This window comes from Acidicapsa dinghuensis (assembly GCF_025685685.1).
GTDB lineage: Bacteria > Acidobacteriota > Terriglobia > Terriglobales > Acidobacteriaceae > Acidicapsa > Acidicapsa dinghuensis.
Genome location: NZ_JAGSYH010000005.1, coordinates 606,732 through 623,761 on the forward strand (window position 1 = coordinate 606,732; position 17,030 = coordinate 623,761).

The following is a 17,030-nucleotide window of genomic DNA, read 5'->3' on the forward strand; positions in this document are numbered from 1 at the left end:
CCGGCCACGGGTTCGGCAATTGGATCCGCATCGGAGAACCGTTTTTCTTGTCTTCCTTGAACCCATCCTTCTCCAGCCCATTCCGTTCTGCAGTCGATTCCCTTGGCCGCATCGGTCTTCCTGCTCCCATTGCCGAACTGGCCTCTCGCTCGTGGGACGCTGTTGTCGTCGGAGCCGGCCACAACGGTCTTGCGTGCGCTGCATACTTGGCCCGCGCCGGCAAGCGTGTACTCGTGCTGGAATCGCGCGAGCGCATCGGAGGCGCCTGTACCGTAGAAGAGCCGTTTCCCGGTGTAAAAATGTCTCCCTGTGCATATCTTGCAGGGCTATTGCACCCGCTCGTCATCGATGAGCTCGGCCTGCCGGCACGCGGCTTTCACTGGACACCCGCTGTCAACGGCATGTTCATTCCATTTCTCGATGGCCGCAGCATCCAGCTATGGGATGACGATGAGAAGTGCGACGCGGAAGTCGAGCGATTCTCTCCGCACGATCTCGAAGGTTTCCGCGCCATGTGCGCAGTCGTGCGGCGGCTGCGCGATGCTCTGCGTCCCACTCCGGTCAATGGAGACTGGTCGCGCGATCTCTGGCTGGGCGAACCACCCACCCGCGAGCAGATCGAAGAGCGCCTCGGTGACGATGAGGAGGCGCGCGCCGTTCTCTTCGACTGGTCCATGGCTGAGTTCGTCGAGCACTACCTACAGGATGAGCAGCTACAGGTTGCGTATCTGGGCCAAGGTGTCATCGGCACCAACGCCAGCCCGTTTGATAAAGGTACAGCCTCGGTACGCTTTCATCACTCTTCAGGCCGCCTCGGCGGCATGCCCGGCATGTGGGGGTACGTCAAAGGCGGCATGGGCATGGTCTCTTTCTACCTGTGCGACGCCGCGCGCGAAGCCGGAGCCGCTGTTGCCGCGGGTGTTTCAGTAGCACAGATTCTTCCCAGCGAAGGCGTTCTTCTTGCTGGAGGGGAAAAGATCTCCGCGCCCATTGTTATCTCCAACGCTGATCCTCGTGTGACACTGCGTTTGCTCGACTCACAGGCCGACCCCGCCTGGAAAACACATGTCGAATCCGTTCCGATCCAGGGTTGCACTGTGAAACTCAACGTTCTGCTCAATGAGCTGCCCAATTTCATTGCTCGTCCCGGCATGAATGAGCCACACCACTACGGTCAAATCAACGCTCCATTGACGAAACAGGAGTGGAAAGACAGCTTCGCCGCAGCCAAAGCCGGCAAACTACCTGAGCATCTCTGGTGCGAACTCTATTTCCAGAGCGTTCATGACAGAGGTGTCGCTCCCTCCGGCAAACATACCATGAGCGTCTTCGCGCAATACGTTCCGTATACCTTTGCCAGCGGCACATGGAATGACCATCGCAATGCCGCACGCGACGTTGCTCTTGCCTCTCTGGGCCGCTTCTGCAGCAACATTCCCGATGCTGTAGCCGATGCACAGGTGCTTGGCCCGCCGGACATTGAAGAGAAAGTTGGACTCACCGGCGGCCACATTTTCCAAGGCGAGATCCTGCCGCAGTACATGTGGAGTAAGCGCCTCAGTGCCCGAACGTCCATGCCCGGCGTCTATCTCTGCGGAGCATGCACGCACCCTGGCGGCAGCGTCATCGCCGTGAATGGCCGCAATGCCGCCATGGCCGTACTCAAAGATACAGGAGCAGTCAGCTAGACAGAATTCATATCCAAGATTCACAACAAGGCGGCGAGCGTGAGCACAGCACCAATTCCGCAGTCCGGCAACGCACCATCCGCACCGCAGATGAAGCGCGAGCTAGGCCTCGTGGACTTAACGCTCTTCTACCTTGCCAGCGGCCTCAGCTTGCGCTGGATCGCCACGGCGGCTGCCTCCGGACCGAGTTCCATCATTGTTTGGATCTGGGCGTGGGCCTTCTTTTTCGTCCCGTTGGCGGCGAGCGTGCTGGAGCTTTCCTCTCGATATCCCCAGGAGGGTGGGCTCTACGTCTGGGCGCAGCGTGCCTTCGGAGACTTCTCTGGATTTATGGCTGCATGGACTTACTGGATGAGCAATCTACCGTACTTCCCGGCTATTCTTTATTTCGCCGCAGGTAGCGCTCTCTTCGCAGCCGGTCCCCACGGTAAAGCGCTCGCCGACCAGAGCGGGTACTTCATGGTCTTCTCACTCACGGCGCTCGGGCTGATCACATTTCTCAACATCATCGGCGTCAAACCCGGCAAATGGCTCAACAACGCAGGCGCTATCGGCTCGGTCATTCCGCTCACAGTATTGATCGTCCTCGGAGTGCTTTCCTTTCGCCGTTCGGGCAGCGCGACACATTTCACGTTGCCCTTGATGTCGCCGCATCTCAGCGTGAAGAACGCGATCTTCTGGTCCACAATCTTTTACGCATTCGCCGGAGTTGAATCCGCATCCTGCATGGGCGACGAGATCAAAGATAGCCGCCGCACCATACCGCGCGCCCTTATCTTTGCGGGTGTCCTCATCACTATCGGATACATTCTCGGTACGCTGTCCATGCTCGTCGCCATGCCCAGCGAGCAAATCAACGGGCTCGGCGGTTTCATGACCGCGACGGCACAGTTATGCCAGAATCTCGGCATTCCCTGGCTGGTCGTCGTTATTGCGCTCATGGTTACACTTAGCTGTCTCGGAGCCGCCGGCGCATATCTCACAGCCACGGCGCGTCTTCCCTTCGTCGCCGGCATTGATAATTACCTGCCAGCAGCCTTCGGACGAGTCCATCCCAAATGGGACACGCCCTACGTCGCCGTCTTCTTTTACGGACTCGCCGGTATGCTCTTCGCCTTTCTCAGCCAGGCCGCGACCAGCGTCAAGGGCGCCTACGACGTGATGGTCAGCATGAGCGTCATAACCTACTTCATCCCCTATCTGTTCCTGTTTGCATCTACTCTTCGCTTGCAACGCGAGCCGATGGGACCTGAAGTAATTCGCGTTCCGGGTGGCAAACCTGTTGCGGTCGTCCTCGCGTGGATAGGCCTGCTCAGCACCGTCATCACCATCGGCCTATCGATTTTGCCCTCGGACGATGAACCCAACAAGCCGCTCGCCATGTTCAAGACTATCGGCCTCACCATCATCCTGCTCGCCATCGGCGGCCTGCTTTACTATCTCGGCAAGCGTCGTCAGGCTCGCACTCTTGTATTACAAACATCCACATCCGCCACAAAATCCTTACTGTCAGATTCACTCGAATAACGATGGATCGGATTGACGCCTCTTATGGATACATCGGTCCCTGCACTGCTCGCGCTTTACGACGAAATGGCTCCGCTCGCCGAGGCCAGCACCATCCCAGCGCCGTGGTATCTCGACACACGAATCGAAGCGCTTGAACGAAATCATGTCTTCGGTAGCAATTGGATCGTCGCCGGTCGCGCGGATCAGGTCGCAAGCCCCGGCGATTACTTCACGCTCGATCTCGTCGGCGAACCGCTGCTCGTTGTGCGCGGTGCAGACAGCCAGCTCCGAGCCTTCTACAACGTCTGCCGCCATCACGCTGCGGCCGTAGCCACATGTCCGCAGGGCCGCGCGCAATTCTTCCGCTGTCCTTACCATGGATGGAACTACGGTCTTGACGGCTCGCTCAAAGGCATGCCCGAGTTTGCCGGGGTCTGTAACTTTGACCGCAACAGCAATGGTCTTGCCCCCATTGCCGTCGATCTCTGGGAGCACTTCGTCTTCGTGAACCTTGCTTCCAACCCGCAACCGCTGTGGCAGCTTCTTGGCGACATCATTCCCCGTATCGATCCGTTGCAACTCAGCAACCTGCACTATCACTCCACAAAGAGCTATACACTCAACTGCAACTGGAAGGTCTACGTCGACAATTACCTCGATGGCGGCTACCACGTTCCGCATCTGCACAAGGGCCTGAACAGCGTTCTCGACTACACCCACTACACTATCGAAAACGGCGAGCGCTTCTGTCTTCAGTCCAGCCCGATGGTCACAGGTGACGACGCTCAGGTTGCTGCCACGCGTATCGGTGACCGCGCCTGGTACTTCTGGCTTTATCCCAATTTCATGATCAACGTCTACGAGGGCGTAATGGACACCAACCTCGTCCTGCCCCTCGGTCCAAACCGTTGCCGCGTGCTCTTCGATTTCTACTTTAGTGATGTCTCACCCGAGCGCGAAGGACACAATCTCGCCAGCATTGCCACCAGCGACACCGTGCAGGACGAAGACGTAGCCATCTGCGAATCCGTACAGCGCGGCCTCGCCTCGCGGGCTTACGGCGCAGGCCGCCTTTCCGTGCGCCGCGAAGCCGGCGAACACCTCTTCCACCGCCTGCTCGCACGCGATCTGAAATCTGCCGCCTCTGCGCTCACCCCGCTCAGCATGCGATCATAACGGAGTGCTGTTTTTTGCCGCACTCCGCCGCGCGGACAGCGGTCAAAGACGCTTCCAGAGGCCTTATCGTTCATGTCCGAATCTACCGCACCCGAAACACAGCCCGTTCTCGCTACCGAAGCCCCCACAGAATCCGCACCCGCTCCCATCGATCCCAAGGTTGACGCCAGCATGGCAGCCGAAGTCGAACAGGAAGCTGAGCAGCAAGCCGAAGAGGCTATTTACCTCAGGGAGCCTGCCGCGCCGGAAGCACCATCCATTCCCGAAGCGGCGCCCACTTCGGAGGCTGTACATAAGCCACAGGCCGATCCCGAGCCAGTTGTCGAGACAGTACCGGCAGTCCCCGAAGAATCCTTCGCCGACATTTATTCCGAGTTCCAGCGCACCCATCAACGCCGCGAAGGCACAGGCCAGATCCGCGGCACAGTTGTCGCCGTAACAGATGATTCCGTCCTGGTCGATATCGGATTCAAGCTCGAAGGCATCCTGCCGCTCACCGCGTTTCCCAAAGGCCCTGAGTCAATAAAGCCGGGTGACGCGCTGCAGGTCTCCGTAAAAGGCCGCGACGAGAGCGGCTACTATGCGCTCAGTCTCTTCCGCACCGCGGTTCCAAAAGACTGGACCGGCCTCGAACGCGCCTTTGAACAAAAAGCCACGATTGTTGGCACCGTCACGGGCGTTGTCAAAGGCGGTCTGCATGTCGATGTCGGCGTTCGCGCCTTTCTGCCCGCGTCCCGCAGCGGCACGCGCGACGCGGCCGAAATGGAAAAGCTCGTCGGCGAAGAAATCCGCTGCCGCATCACCAAGCTCGATGTTGCCGATGAAGACGTGGTCGTCGATCGCCGTGTCGTGCTAGAGGAAGAAGCTCTCGCAGACAAAGACCGTCGCTACTCTGAAGTGCAGGAAGGCGCGGTTCTCGATGGCACCGTCCGCACCATCATGGACTACGGCGCATTCGTCGATCTCGGCGGCATCGATGGCCTACTCCACATCGGCGATCTCTCCTGGCATCGCGTCTCAAAGGTGGACGACGTTCTCACCGTTGGCCAGAAGATCGAAGTCAAAATCCTCAAGATCGACCCCGAAACCCACCGCATCGCCCTCGGCCTCAAGCAGCTTCAGGCGCATCCCTGGGACGCCGTGCCCGAGAAGTACAAGACAGGTGAAAAAGTCCGAGGCATTGTGAGCCGCATTGCTGATTTCGGCGCGTTCGTAGAGATCGAGCCTGGCGTCGAAGGCCTCGTCCATCTCTCCGAGATGTCCTGGTCCAAACGCATCCATAAAGCGACAGAAGTAGTGAAAGCCGGTGACGCCGTCGAAGCCGTTATCCTCGGTATCGATGTGCCCGCACGCCGCATCTCGCTCGGTCTCAAGCAGGCTCTGGGCGATCCGTGGGAAGAGGCGTCCAAGCGCCTGTTTCCAGGAGCCATCGTTGAAGGCCCAGTAGCAAGCATCATGAAGTTCGGTGCATTCGTAAAGGTTGCCGAAGGCGTCGAAGGCCTCGTCCACATCAGTGAAATTGTTCCGGACCGGCGCCTCAATCATCCCAGCGACGCAGTGCATGTCGGCCAGCAGGTCGCGGCAGTAGTCCTCGGTATTGACCGTGAAAAGCGCCAGCTTAAGCTCAGCATCAAGCAAGCGATCCCGACCGGCCTCGACGAATTTCTAGCTGAGCACAAAGCTGGCGACAAAGTCACGGGCCGCATCGCCGCGATTCATGACGGCGTTGCGCAGGTCGAGGTCGGCGAAGGCATCCTGGCCACCTGCAAGCTGCCTGCCACTGCCCCAGCACCGGAGCCAGCGCCGGAGGCGGCGACCACGGGCAAAGCTGATCTATCCGCGCTGAGTTCGTTGCTCCAGTCGAAGTGGAAGACTGGCTCCTCCAGCACCGCTTCGAAATCCGCGGGCAAAACTCAACCTGCCGAAACCGGGCAGGTGCGTAATTTCCGCATCAGCCGTATCGATCTGGAAAGCAAAGTCATTACGCTCGAACTCATCGCGTAGTACCCCGATTCAACCACGCCTTTCTTCATTCTCCGAGTGCGATATGCAAATTCAGAAAATGAAGGAGGGCGTAGTCCTCATCGGCTGCATTACACTTGCTCGGTAAACGATTTCAATCCGGACGGAGTTCTGTCTGGAAAAGGGGACTCATGAGCAGTCTGAATCGCCGGCAAGTCCTGCAGGGAGCGGCCGCCTTCGGTGCGGCCACTGTGCTCAATTCAACCAGCTCCAGTGGCGCAGAGCCGCTTGCAGACGGAGCCGCTACTCCAGTCAAGCGCAAAGGCAATATCAAGCAGTCAGTTTCCCGCTGGTGCTACCAGAAGATCGCGCTCGACGATCTTTGTAAGGCTGGTGTTGAGATAGGCCTGGTGGGCATCGATCTCCTCGGAGCTGATGAGTGGGATGTGCCACCCCGCTATGGCCTCAAATGCACCATGGGCTATGTCGATGCAGGCACCATTCCTAAGGCGTTCAATCGTTTGGAAAATCACGCCTCACTTGAAGCCGCTCTGCGCAAGAATGTACCCGTTGCTGTGAAAGCTGGCGTTCCCAACGTCATTACTTTCTCCGGCAACCGCAACGGCATGCTCGACTGGGAAGGCGCACGCAATACCATCATCGGTCTGAAACGCGTCAAGTCCATCATCGAAGACAACGGCGTCACACTCTGTCTTGAGCTGCTTAACAGCAAGGTCAATCACTCCGACTATATGGCCGATCACACCAACTGGGGCGTCACCGTCATGGGCGAGGTCGGATCGAAGAACATCAAACTGCTCTACGACATTTACCACATGCAGATCATGGAAGGGGACATGATCGCCACCATTCAGGCTAACCACGAATACATCGGCCACTTCCATACCGGCGGCGTTCCTGGCCGTCATGAGCTTGACGACACGCAGGAGATCAACTGGGTCGGCGTGATGAAGGGAATTGTCGCGACGGGATATCAGGGATATGTCGCGCATGAATTCGTGCCTACGCGCGATCCGCTTACGTCACTGCGTCAGGCTGTTGATCTTTGTGATGTGTAGCATCCCGCTTCCGGCCAATCTCTAACTCAGGCGCCCGTTGCTTCGGCAGCGGGCAGCCGCATCTCTACAATCAATCCGCTTCCCTCAACTGCATTACGTGCTGTTACAGAACCACCATGCAGCCGCACTGCGCGTTCGGTGATCGCCAGCCCTACGCCATAGCCGCCCGTCGAGCGCTGCCGTGAAAGATCGAGCCGGTAAAACGGCCGGAAGATCGATTTCAGCGCGGCATCCGGTACGCCTGGCCCATGATCGCGCACCTGCAATACCGCAAAGCAATTCCCGAGGCGAGTCTCCTCATATAGCCGAATCTCAACTGCTGTGCCTTCTGCCGTATACGCGATCGCATTTCGGATCACATTTTCCACGGCTCGCCCGAGCAACTCAGGACTGCCGAGCACATCGGCTGAGACATGCCCATTCGTTCCGTTTTTCCCATTTTCCAGGAACTTCACGCCGCAGTTGCGCCGCTGTGCTTCATAGTCCATATCCGGCAGCAGATCCGTTACGACACAACGCAGCGAAACACGCATGCGATCTGGCAACCGTGTAGACGACTCCAGATGCGACAGGCTTAGAAGTTGCCCAATCAGCGAATTCAACCGCTCTGTCTCGCGTTCAATGCGGTCCATCTGGTCTGACAGCCCTGGCCTGATCTTTGCCTGCTTGCCTGCTCCGGCTTCTTCACGTGCCAACTCGAGTGCCACGCTCAGTCGCGCCAATGGCGAGCGCAGCTCATGCGAAACATCGCGCAGCAGCAGCATCTGCGCATCCACCAGCGATTCCATGCGGTCGGCCATTTCGTTGAAGTCGTAGACTAGGCCCCACAACTCGTCTCCGGTCTTCTGATTAGGCTTACCCTTGGGCAGCTTGGCGCGGGCGCGTAGATTGCCGGCTGCAAGCTGTCGCGCCGCCTCGCGCAGAGAGCTAATAGGCCGCGTGATCACCATCGTGATGCCGAATGTCACAAACACCGAAACAATAAGGCCGATCAGGATTCGCGGCAGCTCCTCGCGGTATGGAATGTAAATCTCTCTTGGATACGCACCCCGCATTAGATAAAGAAACTTGCGGCCCTGTGCATCCTTGACGGTGATGCCTTGCAGATAACCGGGGCCTTCCCGCTCTGCTACCAGGTATCCATCTTTCTTGATCTTTGTTAATTGCTCTGCATACTGTCCAGGAGCAAGCTGGTCGCACAGTGGCTTTCCATCCGCATCAAACAGCATCGCCGGCTGATCCGCGGCGCTGACTTTGCCCTGTTCTTCAAGCGGAAAGACCTTTGGCACGCCTGCCACCGCTTTGCAACCGCCTGTCTCGTATGCGTTCATCTCCAGACGCGCATTCGAGATCATCATCGCGAAAGTCGACGTGTACACCGCTTCATTCGACTCGAACTCACGCGACAGAATAAAGATGGTGCAGAGCAGGATAAGGAATTCCGTAAGCCAGAACGAGAGAAAAATCTTTACAAACGTGCTGCGCATGGCCCGTTAGCTTTCCCGTCCGGTAAAGTGTTGCGCACCCGGCGTATCGGATGAGACAGAGTGGGCAATTGGCACAGCCAGCTGATATCCCGCCGAGCGGATCGTCTTGATCTGGTCGCCCATGTCGGCGGCATCATCCATCTTTCGCCGCAACCGGCTTATGTGCATGTCAAGGCTGCGGTCAAAAGGGTTAAACCGCCGCTCCAGCACCACTTCGGTCAGATGCTCACGGGTCAAAATCTGCCCCGGAGCTTCCATCAGTGCGCCCAGAAGCTCAAACTCCACGTTTGTCAGATCCAGCTCAACACCATTGCAGGTGACAGTACGCGCACCGGTGTCGAGCTCAATTCCACCCACGGATAAATGTTTGATCGCGTTCTTCGCGCCTTTGGCTGGTTTTGCTGCCGCGCTGCGCCGTAGTATCGCCCGCACCCGCGCCAGCAACTCGCGCGGATTAAACGGCTTGGGCAGATAGTCATCCGCGCCGATCTCAAGGCCAACGATCCGGTCCACATCGTCGCCGCGAGCCGTCAGTAGCAGCACGTTCACCTGCGAACTGGTCCGCAGGCGCCGCAGCACCTCAAAACCATCCAGTCCCGGCAGCATGACATCCAGCAGCACAATCGCAAATTCGCCCGTTAGCGCCCGATGCAATCCAAGTTCGCCATGGTGCTCGGTGGTGACAGCAAACCCATGCCGCGCCAGATAGTCCTCCAGCATGGAACAAAGCTCGATATCGTCATCCACCAGCAAAACAGGTTCCAAAGCTCAAAACCCCTGTGCTAAATCCGTTTACTGCTCCGTTGATATATTTCGGTTGGAATCGAACGGAGGCACAACTCTCGTTGTACTCCAATCGTGGCTCGCTCGCGGTAATGAATTGTAACGCCGCAATTTCCCAGTTTTGACACTTCTTTACGATTCGTGACTCTTTATGACTGCACACCTTTAAGCCCGATGGTGTCATAGCTTCAGGCAACGACGAGGTAGTTCAGAATACGTTGCGTCGAGCCTGGGGCGATACGGCTGGAATGGCCTAGAAGCCAGCCAGTCCAGATATGCCAACAAGCGAGTCTCATGTGCCCGAATCGCTCCTTTTTTCTCTAACCCGCCGGACTTCTGGGGAGCCGGCAAGGAGAGCCTCAATGAGCCAGGGTGAACTGGTGCAAATGTGCCTCAAAGGCGACGATGACGCCTGGGCCAAATTAGTCGAAGAATATCGAGGTCTGGTCTACAGCATCTGCTATCTCTTCTGCGGTTCCACACAGGACGCTGAAGATTTGGTACAGGATGCCTTCTTGAAAATCTGGATGAATCTCGGCAGCTATGATCCCTCTCGTGGCGAGCTCAAAGGCTGGATCGCAACCGTAACCCGCAATCAGCGCGTCGATCGCTACCGCCGCACCGGGCAGGATCGTCTCACCGAGTCCATCGACACCATCAGCGACAAGCGCCAGGACGATGGCGCGTTACCGATGGCGCAGCGCATTCCCGACACTCGGCCAACGCCACACGATATGGCGGTTACCAGTGAGATCACCGGCATCGTCACCAACGCCGTCAGGAAGATCTCACCGGAAATGCGCGATGTCGTCACCATGCGCTTCGTCCACGGATTCGACAATCAGGAGATTGCGCACCGTCTGCGCATCCCTGAAGGTACCGTCAAGTCGCGCACCAACCGCGGCCGCGCTCAGCTCGCCGCACTGCTCAGCCCAATGCGTCCCGCCCTCGGCGCCGCATAAAAAGCCAGATTCGCCGTGGACCGTCCCCTACGGCGCATCAATTCATCAGCGTTACAAACTCTTCCACAATCTCACCGTTACGAACCCACGCATAACCCGCGCGTCCGGCGCAGTGCTGCCAATAGTCACGCGGAGTACTGAAGCTGCACAGCAGATCCCCCGGCTGTTGCTTTGCCTTAAATTGCAGCCACTCAGCATGCATCCGCCCAAACGGCACACCTGCGGCATCCTTGTGATACGTTTCCGTCTCTTCTACATCAAAGGCTTCCGTGCTCAACCAGTCATTCACGCCGCTCATCATTCTTTCTCCTCACCTGCATTAGCGTTGAAACCGCTCGAGTCTGCATGCAGATTCACATTTCCACGTCAGCGTGTACGATGAGAAGGTCCGATCAGCGCCACTCGATTCAGAGCACGGATGCCCCTCGACTCTCTTCAACCGGTCCCACGACGGCGCTGGCGCATCGGCTGGCTGCTCGGTCTCGGCGTGCTGGTCAACTACTTCGACCGCGTCAATCTCTCCGTATCGCAAGCCGCCCTCTTCACCGCATTTGGCATTTCCAGCATCACCTTCGGTTATCTATCGAGCGCCTACAACTTCACCTACGCCCTCTGCCAACTTCCCATCGGCATCGTGCTCGACAAGTTCGGCATTCGGCGCGTGGGCCGCGTCAGCATCTTCCTCTGGAGCCTCGCTTCCTTCGCCGCGTCAATCTCCACCAGCATCACCGCACTCTTCGGTGCGCGCTTCCTGCTCGGCATCGGCGAATCGCCAACCTTCCCTGCCAATGCCAAAGCCGTCGGCCGCTGGTTCCCAAAACATGAGCGCAGCTTTGCCACCGCACTTTTCGATTCGGCTGCCAAATTCTCCTCCGCTATCGGCGTTCCAATTCTCGGTTTTCTTCTCCTGCGTATCGGCTGGCGCTGGAGCTTCGCCGCCACTGGCCTCATCAGCCTGCTCTTTCTCGTTCTCTTCAACGCCATTTATCGCGACCCGCATGACGACCGCGAGCTCACGCCGCAGGAACGCGCCTACATCGAGTCGAGCGCCACGGCGCATACTCTGTCGGAATCCGACCAGGCCACCCCGCTCCCGCTCTGGACTCTCCTTCGTCAGCCCAAAGTCATCGCCATGGTCCTCGGCATGGGCTCTTACAACTGGGTCTTCTACCTGCTTCTGACCTGGCTGCCGGGCTACCTGTCGATCCAACTCCACATGGATCTAACGCACGCGTTTCTCTACACAGGCTTTCCATGGCTGGTAGCGACTGTTTCCGATCTTCTCGTCGGCGGTCTGCTCGCCGACTACCTCATCCAGCGCGGCTGGAACCCAAGCCGCGTGCGTCGCGCCATCCTCATCGGCGGCATGGCCTGTGGCGTCGGCATTCTCGGCGCAGCCCATCCCACCAGCCACATCTCTGCGCTCCTCTGGATCACCCTCTCCATCAGCGGACTCTCTGCTGCCTCGCCCATCGGTTGGTCGGTGCCGTCGCTCATCGCGCCGCGCAGCTCCGTAGGCAGCGTCGGCGGCATCATCAACTTTTCCAATCAGGTCTCAGGCATCGCCGCGCCCATCATCACGGGCTATTTTGTCCAGCGGCTGCATTCCTTCGCATGGCCATTCGCACTCGCCGGCATCTATCTCGCAATCGGCGTTGCAGCTTACGCATTTCTGCTCGGCCGTATCGAGCCCATGTTCCCGGAAACTGCGTAGCAAAAGAAAACGGCGGCCTGCAAACAAGCCGCCATCTTCGTAACCGAGTCTGATTTCTTACTTCGCCGGATAAGCCTTAGCCGCACCCGTACGCGAATTGATCACCGCAAAGCTGCCATCCTTCATCGCATCCAGCTCCAGTCCAAGCCCGGTATCCTCGCCTTCGACATTAGCGATGTACTGACGGTCCGTGTTGTTCTCCGGACCACCCTCTTCGGAGTAATGCAGCTGCCACAGCGTCTCAAGCCCCGGAATCGCCTTGATCGTCTTCAGCGTCGGCGTTGATCCACCCTTCTTCGCGCCATTGTCCATAATAGCCACTCGCGGATGAATCGCATCCACCAGCGCAGGACTCGAACTCTGGTACCACCCATGATGCGACACAATCAGAATGTCCACATGCCCGAGCCTGTTGTCCGGGCACATCAACTGCATCTCCTTATCCCAGGTCAGATCGCCTAAATCCAGAATCTTCAGCTTGCCAAACTGAATCTCGATCCCCAGCGACCGTGAATTCTCCGTCTGATCCGCCGCCCGCGTCTCGGACTCCTTGCAATACTGGTTCGGTTCGCCACCGCCAGGCAACGCGTTCTCAATTAGATTTCCATCCGAGCTGATCACCGTCGCCTTCAACCCCTCAATCGGCAGCACATCGCCCGGTTTGGGATGAATGTTCTGATACATCCCCGAATCCAGCACCTTCTGATAATCCGAGTAGTCTTTCTCCGTAATGCCCTTATCGAACTCACGATTCGGTCCATGGTCGATAAATGTTCCTACCGGAATCCGCTCCACCAGCGCCGGAATACCACCCGCATGATCCACGTGATAATGCGTAATCAGCACATAGTCGATCTTCGTCAATCCTGCCTGGTGCGCCGCCGCAACAATGCGGTTGGCATCACGCCTCTTATTTCCCGGCCAGCCCGCATCGATCAATAGGGAGTGACCCTCAGGCGTCACAAACAGTGTCGATTGCCCACCTTCGACATCTATGAAGAAAATCCGAAGCCGGTCCGTTGTCGCCACCTGCGCCTGACAGACCGAAACTCCCATCGCCGCCGCAGCCAGCAGCGCCACACAAAAACGCGCACATCGCATCCTGTTCATTTTCTTCGCCTCGCATATTGAACTCGTTTATTGAATCTGCTAAACCTTTCGCGCCGTAGCCCGCGTCGCGCCTGTTGAAACACCGCCATCCACCAGCAGCGTCTGGCCTGTCACATACCGGCTCGCTTCCGATGCCAGAAACACAATCGCACCGTCCAGATCATGCGGTTCGCCATGTCGCTTCAGCGGAATACGATCCATCAGATACTCCACCCACTCGCGATCTTCATACAGAATCTTGTTCTGATCTGTCTTAAACCAGCCCGGCGCAAGACAATTCACGGTTACGCCATATTTGCCCCAGTCATCGGCCAGGCTCATCGTCAACTGTTTGATCCCACCACGACTCGCGCAATACGGGCCAAGCCCTGCAAACCCCGCCACACTCGTCACTGACCCGATATTGATGATGCGCCCATACCCGTGCTGCACCATCCCTCTGGCAATCTGCTGGGCCACAAAGAAGCTCCCACGCAAGTTCGTATCCAGCACCAGGTTCCAGTCTTCCCACTGCACATCCAGCGCCGGCTTGCGCACATTGCAGCCTGCATTGTTCACAAGAATATGAACCTGATCGCTAGCCTTCTCGACAGCCGCGCCAAAGCGCACGATGCTGTCATGGTCTCGTACATCCAGCTCCAGCGGCAGGGCCCTGCGTCCCATCGCCTCAATCTCGGTAACGAAAGGCGCAAGCGCATCGGCGTGGCGGCTGGTCACAATCAGGTCCGCTCCAGCCTGTGCCAAGGCACGCCCAAAATACTGGCCCAACCCCCGGCTCGCTCCGGTGATAACTGCGGTCTGCCCGCTCAAATCAAAGATCGACTTCGTCATTGCCCACCGCCGCTCACGTTTGTCGCCGCATCCATCCGCGGATCAAGCACAATCTTCATCAGGTTCGGCTCGCGCGAGTGCAGCCGCTCAAACCACCGAGCTCCATCGTGCAGCGAAGCCACCGCCGTAATCAGTGGCGCCACGCGAATCTTGCCATTCGAAATCAACTCCATCGCTTGCGGATATTCTCCGCACGAAGCGCACGATCCCTGCAGCCGTATCTGCCGCGAAACTACCTTCTGCAGCGGCAGCGTTACCTGCGGAGTAATGTTGCCGATCAGCGTTACCGTCCCGCCCTTGCGCACCGCATCAATGCTAGCCGCGACCGTTTCATCGCGCCCCACTGCCTCCATCACCACATCCACGCCGCGCCCATTCGTCAGCTTCAACACTTCCTGCACCATCGCATCACCCGATGCCAGAATCGTTGCGTCGGCGCCCAGATCGCTCGCCAGCTTCAGTCGCGTCGCGTCCACATCCGCCACAAACACGCGTCTGCATCCCAGCGCCTTTGCCGCCTGCAGCGTCAGCAATCCGATCATGCCCGCGCCCAATACCAGCGCCGTCTCGCCGCCCTTCAGCTCCGTTACGTTTACGGCATGCAGAGCAACCGAAACAGCCTCCAGCATTGCCGCCTCACTGAAGCCCATCGCCTCAGGCAGCTTGTAGACAATGTGCTCCGGCACCGTTACGAATTCCGCAAAAGCTCCAGCCCGGCGAAAATCCGGAGTCGAAACCCCAATCACCTGCCGCTGATCACAGAGATTCACCAGCCCCTGAGCGCAAAATTCACATGAACCGCAGTAGACCGTCGAATCAAAGGTCACGCGATCGCCGGGCGCAAACCGTGACACTCCCTCACCTACGCCAGCCACAATACCCGCCGCTTCATGCCCCATCACCAACGGAGGAATCCGCCGTCCCGACGATCCGTCATAGCCATGCACATCGCTCCCGCAGATGCCGCAGGCCGCCACCTGCACCAGTACCTCGCCCGCGCCCGCCGCAGGCCGCGGCAAATCCGCCACATCCAGTTTGCTGTATTCCGACAGAAGTAACGCCTTCATCGTCCGCACCCGACCTCGCAAGCCAGTCTACAACCTGCGGTAGCGCGGACTCTTCACCCAACAGGACAGGTTGCATTTCCCGGCGCAATCGTCAAGGATGATACCCATGCCCGAGTTGCCCGATATCACGGCTTACATCTCTGCCATCGAGTCGCGCATCCTCGGCCAGCGTCTTGAGGCTGTTCGCATCAACGGGCCATCCCTCCTGCGTACAGCGCGCCCTCCCGTTTCCGCTACGGAAGACAAACTCGTCCGTGAGATTCGTCGCGTTGGCAAACGCATCGCCATCGGCGTCGAAGACGATCTGTGGCTTGTCCTGCACCTTATGATCGCGGGCCGCCTCCACTGGAAGGCCGCCCCAGCGAAGATCGGCGGACGCAATCAGCTGGCCTCCTTCGATTTTCCCAACGGCTCGTTGGTTCTTACGGAGGCCGGTTCGAAACGCCGCGCCTCACTCCATATCGTGCAGGGCGAAGCCGCGCTCGATCAGATGAATCCCGGCGGCGTCGAAGTCTTCGAAAGCGACCTTGATGCATTTCGCAACGCTCTGCGGACTGAAAATCGCACCCTCAAGCGGGCTCTTACCGATCCGCGCATCTTCAGCGGCATCGGCAACGCCTATTCCGATGAGATCCTTCACGCTGCACAGCTCTCGCCAGTTACGCTCACGCAAAAGCTCACGCCGGAAGAATCCGAGCGCCTTTATAACGCCACGCGTTCCACGCTTCAGCTCTGGATCGACCGTCTCAACGCCGAAGCAGCGAAGTCTTTTCCGGAAAAGGTCACGGCTTTTCGGCCCGAGATGGCCGTCCACGGCAAATTTGAGCAGCCATGTCCGCGCTGCGGTGAAAAGATCCAGCGTATCCGCTACGCCGATAATGAAACCGACTACTGCGCCCGCTGCCAGACCAACGGCAAGCTCCTCGCCGATCGAAGTCTCTCGCGCCTTATGAAATCAGACTGGCCCCGCACCCTCGACGAGCTCGAAGCTCTCAAGCGCCGGTGATTTCGCTGCAGTCTCCACCGCAACCTTTTCATCATTCTGGGTGTTCCATTCATCACCGGGCGTGCGATACTGTCCGGCACGCACTGGCAACACCAGCAACAACTGGAGGAAAGCTATCCATGAAAGTCCGTAAGACTATTTTTGCGGTGATGGCGCTCGCAGCGGCAGTCACCCTTGGAGCATCCACGGCACATGCCCAAGCGCAGATGCCTGGCCGTCACCCTGAATATCTCCGTGCTCTGAGTGATCTGCGTCTGATGCGCGGTTACCTTGACCGCCTTACGCCCGACGAGCATATCGACGATGAACAGCAACAGGCGATCAATGAGATTGATGCAGCCATGCAAGAGATCCGCCGGGCATCCATCGACGATGGCAAGCCTCTATCCTTCCATCCGCCCATCGACGCGCGGATCCTGCCCGAGAACCGTTTCCGCAATGCACGCGAAGCAGGTAACGCGGCATGGCGCGATGTCAATCAGTCAGAAGACGATGGCTATGCTCGCGGACTCAAGCATCGCGCACTCGATCACATCGAGCGAGCAAACCATCTCGTCGATCACATCATTGACCGCCTCAAGCACCATCACTTCTAACCAGGACAGGGGGCTGCGTGATTTTTCTGTCCGCAGCCCCGTTCCCACGCAACAGAGCCG

General features: G+C 58.3%; 15 protein-coding genes. 9 read left to right on the forward strand and 6 right to left on the reverse strand.

Going from position 1 to position 17,030, the window contains the following annotated elements:
- Positions 1–47: 47 nt before the first annotated feature.
- The 5 genes from OHL22_RS17295 (at position 48) to OHL22_RS17315 (ending at position 7,414) form a co-directional block, all read left to right on the forward strand.
- The gene (locus OHL22_RS17295) at positions 48–1,688 is read left to right on the forward strand and encodes a phytoene desaturase family protein (protein ID WP_263340054.1); all 1,641 of its coding nucleotides are present in this window, start codon (positions 48–50) and stop codon (positions 1,686–1,688) included.
- 39 nt (positions 1,689–1,727) lie between these two features.
- Positions 1,728–3,215 carry an APC family permease gene (locus OHL22_RS17300; protein ID WP_263340056.1) on the forward strand — a complete coding sequence of 496 codons (1,488 nt, stop codon included), beginning with the start codon at positions 1,728–1,730 and terminating at the stop codon, positions 3,213–3,215.
- A 24-nt stretch (positions 3,216–3,239) separates the two neighbouring features.
- Positions 3,240–4,373: an aromatic ring-hydroxylating oxygenase subunit alpha gene (locus OHL22_RS17305; RefSeq protein ID WP_263340057.1), complete on the forward strand. Its 1,134-nt coding sequence runs from the start codon at positions 3,240–3,242 to the stop codon at positions 4,371–4,373.
- 72 nt (positions 4,374–4,445) lie between these two features.
- Complete coding sequence (locus OHL22_RS17310) at positions 4,446–6,377, forward strand: S1 RNA-binding domain-containing protein (protein WP_263340058.1); 1,932 nt, start codon at positions 4,446–4,448, stop codon at positions 6,375–6,377.
- 149 nt (positions 6,378–6,526) lie between these two features.
- Positions 6,527–7,414, forward strand: coding sequence for a hydroxypyruvate isomerase family protein (locus OHL22_RS17315; protein ID WP_263340061.1), 888 nt, complete (start codon positions 6,527–6,529; stop codon positions 7,412–7,414).
- A gap of 26 nt (positions 7,415–7,440) precedes the next feature.
- On the opposite strand, the gene OHL22_RS17320 is transcribed toward OHL22_RS17315, so the two are convergent.
- Complete coding sequence (locus tag OHL22_RS17320) at positions 7,441–8,901, reverse strand: ATP-binding protein (RefSeq protein WP_263340063.1); 1,461 nt, start codon at positions 8,899–8,901, stop codon at positions 7,441–7,443.
- Positions 8,902–8,907: 6 nt separating this feature from the next.
- A complete protein-coding gene (locus OHL22_RS17325) occupies positions 8,908–9,666 on the reverse strand; it encodes a response regulator transcription factor (RefSeq protein WP_263340065.1) in 759 nt (252 codons plus the stop codon).
- A gap of 380 nt (positions 9,667–10,046) precedes the next feature.
- Between OHL22_RS17325 and OHL22_RS17330 the strand changes: the two genes are divergently transcribed.
- The gene (locus tag OHL22_RS17330; protein WP_263340066.1) at positions 10,047–10,646 is read left to right on the forward strand and encodes an RNA polymerase sigma factor; all 600 of its coding nucleotides are present in this window, start codon (positions 10,047–10,049) and stop codon (positions 10,644–10,646) included.
- 37 nt (positions 10,647–10,683) lie between these two features.
- On the opposite strand, the gene OHL22_RS17335 is transcribed toward OHL22_RS17330, so the two are convergent.
- On the reverse strand, positions 10,684–10,944 hold the full coding sequence (locus OHL22_RS17335; RefSeq protein ID WP_263340070.1) for a hypothetical protein: 261 nt from the start codon (positions 10,942–10,944) through the stop codon (positions 10,684–10,686).
- A 120-nt stretch (positions 10,945–11,064) separates the two neighbouring features.
- Here OHL22_RS17335 and OHL22_RS17340 point away from each other — a divergent pair, with 120 nt between their 5' ends.
- The gene (locus OHL22_RS17340; protein ID WP_263340073.1) at positions 11,065–12,360 is read left to right on the forward strand and encodes an MFS transporter; all 1,296 of its coding nucleotides are present in this window, start codon (positions 11,065–11,067) and stop codon (positions 12,358–12,360) included.
- 57 nt (positions 12,361–12,417) lie between these two features.
- Here the strand turns inward: OHL22_RS17340 and OHL22_RS17345 are convergent, their stop codons facing one another.
- From OHL22_RS17345 to OHL22_RS17355, 3 genes are read right to left on the reverse strand one after another with little or no spacing between them, the layout of a single operon-like run.
- On the reverse strand, positions 12,418–13,470 hold the full coding sequence (locus OHL22_RS17345; protein WP_263340075.1) for a ComEC/Rec2 family competence protein: 1,053 nt from the start codon (positions 13,468–13,470) through the stop codon (positions 12,418–12,420).
- A 39-nt stretch (positions 13,471–13,509) separates the two neighbouring features.
- Positions 13,510–14,301, reverse strand: a complete 792-nt coding sequence (locus OHL22_RS17350; protein ID WP_263340078.1) for an SDR family NAD(P)-dependent oxidoreductase — start codon at positions 14,299–14,301, stop codon at positions 13,510–13,512.
- Positions 14,298–15,368, reverse strand: coding sequence for a galactitol-1-phosphate 5-dehydrogenase (locus OHL22_RS17355; protein ID WP_263340080.1), 1,071 nt, complete (start codon positions 15,366–15,368; stop codon positions 14,298–14,300). Before OHL22_RS17355 ends, OHL22_RS17350 begins: the two co-directional genes overlap by 4 nt.
- Positions 15,369–15,474: 106 nt before the next feature.
- Here OHL22_RS17355 and OHL22_RS17360 point away from each other — a divergent pair, with 106 nt between their 5' ends.
- Both OHL22_RS17360 and OHL22_RS17365 read left to right on the forward strand, forming a co-directional pair.
- Positions 15,475–16,374, forward strand: a complete 900-nt coding sequence (locus tag OHL22_RS17360) for an Fpg/Nei family DNA glycosylase (protein WP_263340082.1) — start codon at positions 15,475–15,477, stop codon at positions 16,372–16,374.
- Positions 16,375–16,493: 119 nt separating this feature from the next.
- Complete coding sequence (locus OHL22_RS17365; protein WP_263340083.1) at positions 16,494–16,970, forward strand: hypothetical protein; 477 nt, start codon at positions 16,494–16,496, stop codon at positions 16,968–16,970.
- Positions 16,971–17,030 lie beyond the last annotated feature (60 nt).

Coding starts and splice junctions, on each gene's coding strand:
- OHL22_RS17305 (WP_263340057.1), top strand. CDS start 3,240: ATGGATACATCGGTCCCTGCACTGCTCGCGCTTTACGACGAAATGGCT.
- OHL22_RS17310 (WP_263340058.1), top strand. CDS start 4,446: ATGTCCGAATCTACCGCACCCGAAACACAGCCCGTTCTCGCTACCGAA.
- OHL22_RS17315 (WP_263340061.1), top strand. CDS start 6,527: ATGAGCAGTCTGAATCGCCGGCAAGTCCTGCAGGGAGCGGCCGCCTTC.
- OHL22_RS17320 (WP_263340063.1), bottom strand. CDS start 8,901: ATGCGCAGCACGTTTGTAAAGATTTTTCTCTCGTTCTGGCTTACGGAA.
- OHL22_RS17330 (WP_263340066.1), top strand. CDS start 10,047: ATGAGCCAGGGTGAACTGGTGCAAATGTGCCTCAAAGGCGACGATGAC.
- OHL22_RS17335 (WP_263340070.1), bottom strand. CDS start 10,944: ATGAGCGGCGTGAATGACTGGTTGAGCACGGAAGCCTTTGATGTAGAA.
- OHL22_RS17340 (WP_263340073.1), top strand. CDS start 11,065: ATGCCCCTCGACTCTCTTCAACCGGTCCCACGACGGCGCTGGCGCATC.
- OHL22_RS17345 (WP_263340075.1), bottom strand. CDS start 13,470: ATGAACAGGATGCGATGTGCGCGTTTTTGTGTGGCGCTGCTGGCTGCG.
- OHL22_RS17350 (WP_263340078.1), bottom strand. CDS start 14,301: ATGACGAAGTCGATCTTTGATTTGAGCGGGCAGACCGCAGTTATCACC.
- OHL22_RS17355 (WP_263340080.1), bottom strand. CDS start 15,368: ATGAAGGCGTTACTTCTGTCGGAATACAGCAAACTGGATGTGGCGGAT.
- OHL22_RS17360 (WP_263340082.1), top strand. CDS start 15,475: ATGCCCGAGTTGCCCGATATCACGGCTTACATCTCTGCCATCGAGTCG.
- OHL22_RS17365 (WP_263340083.1), top strand. CDS start 16,494: ATGAAAGTCCGTAAGACTATTTTTGCGGTGATGGCGCTCGCAGCGGCA.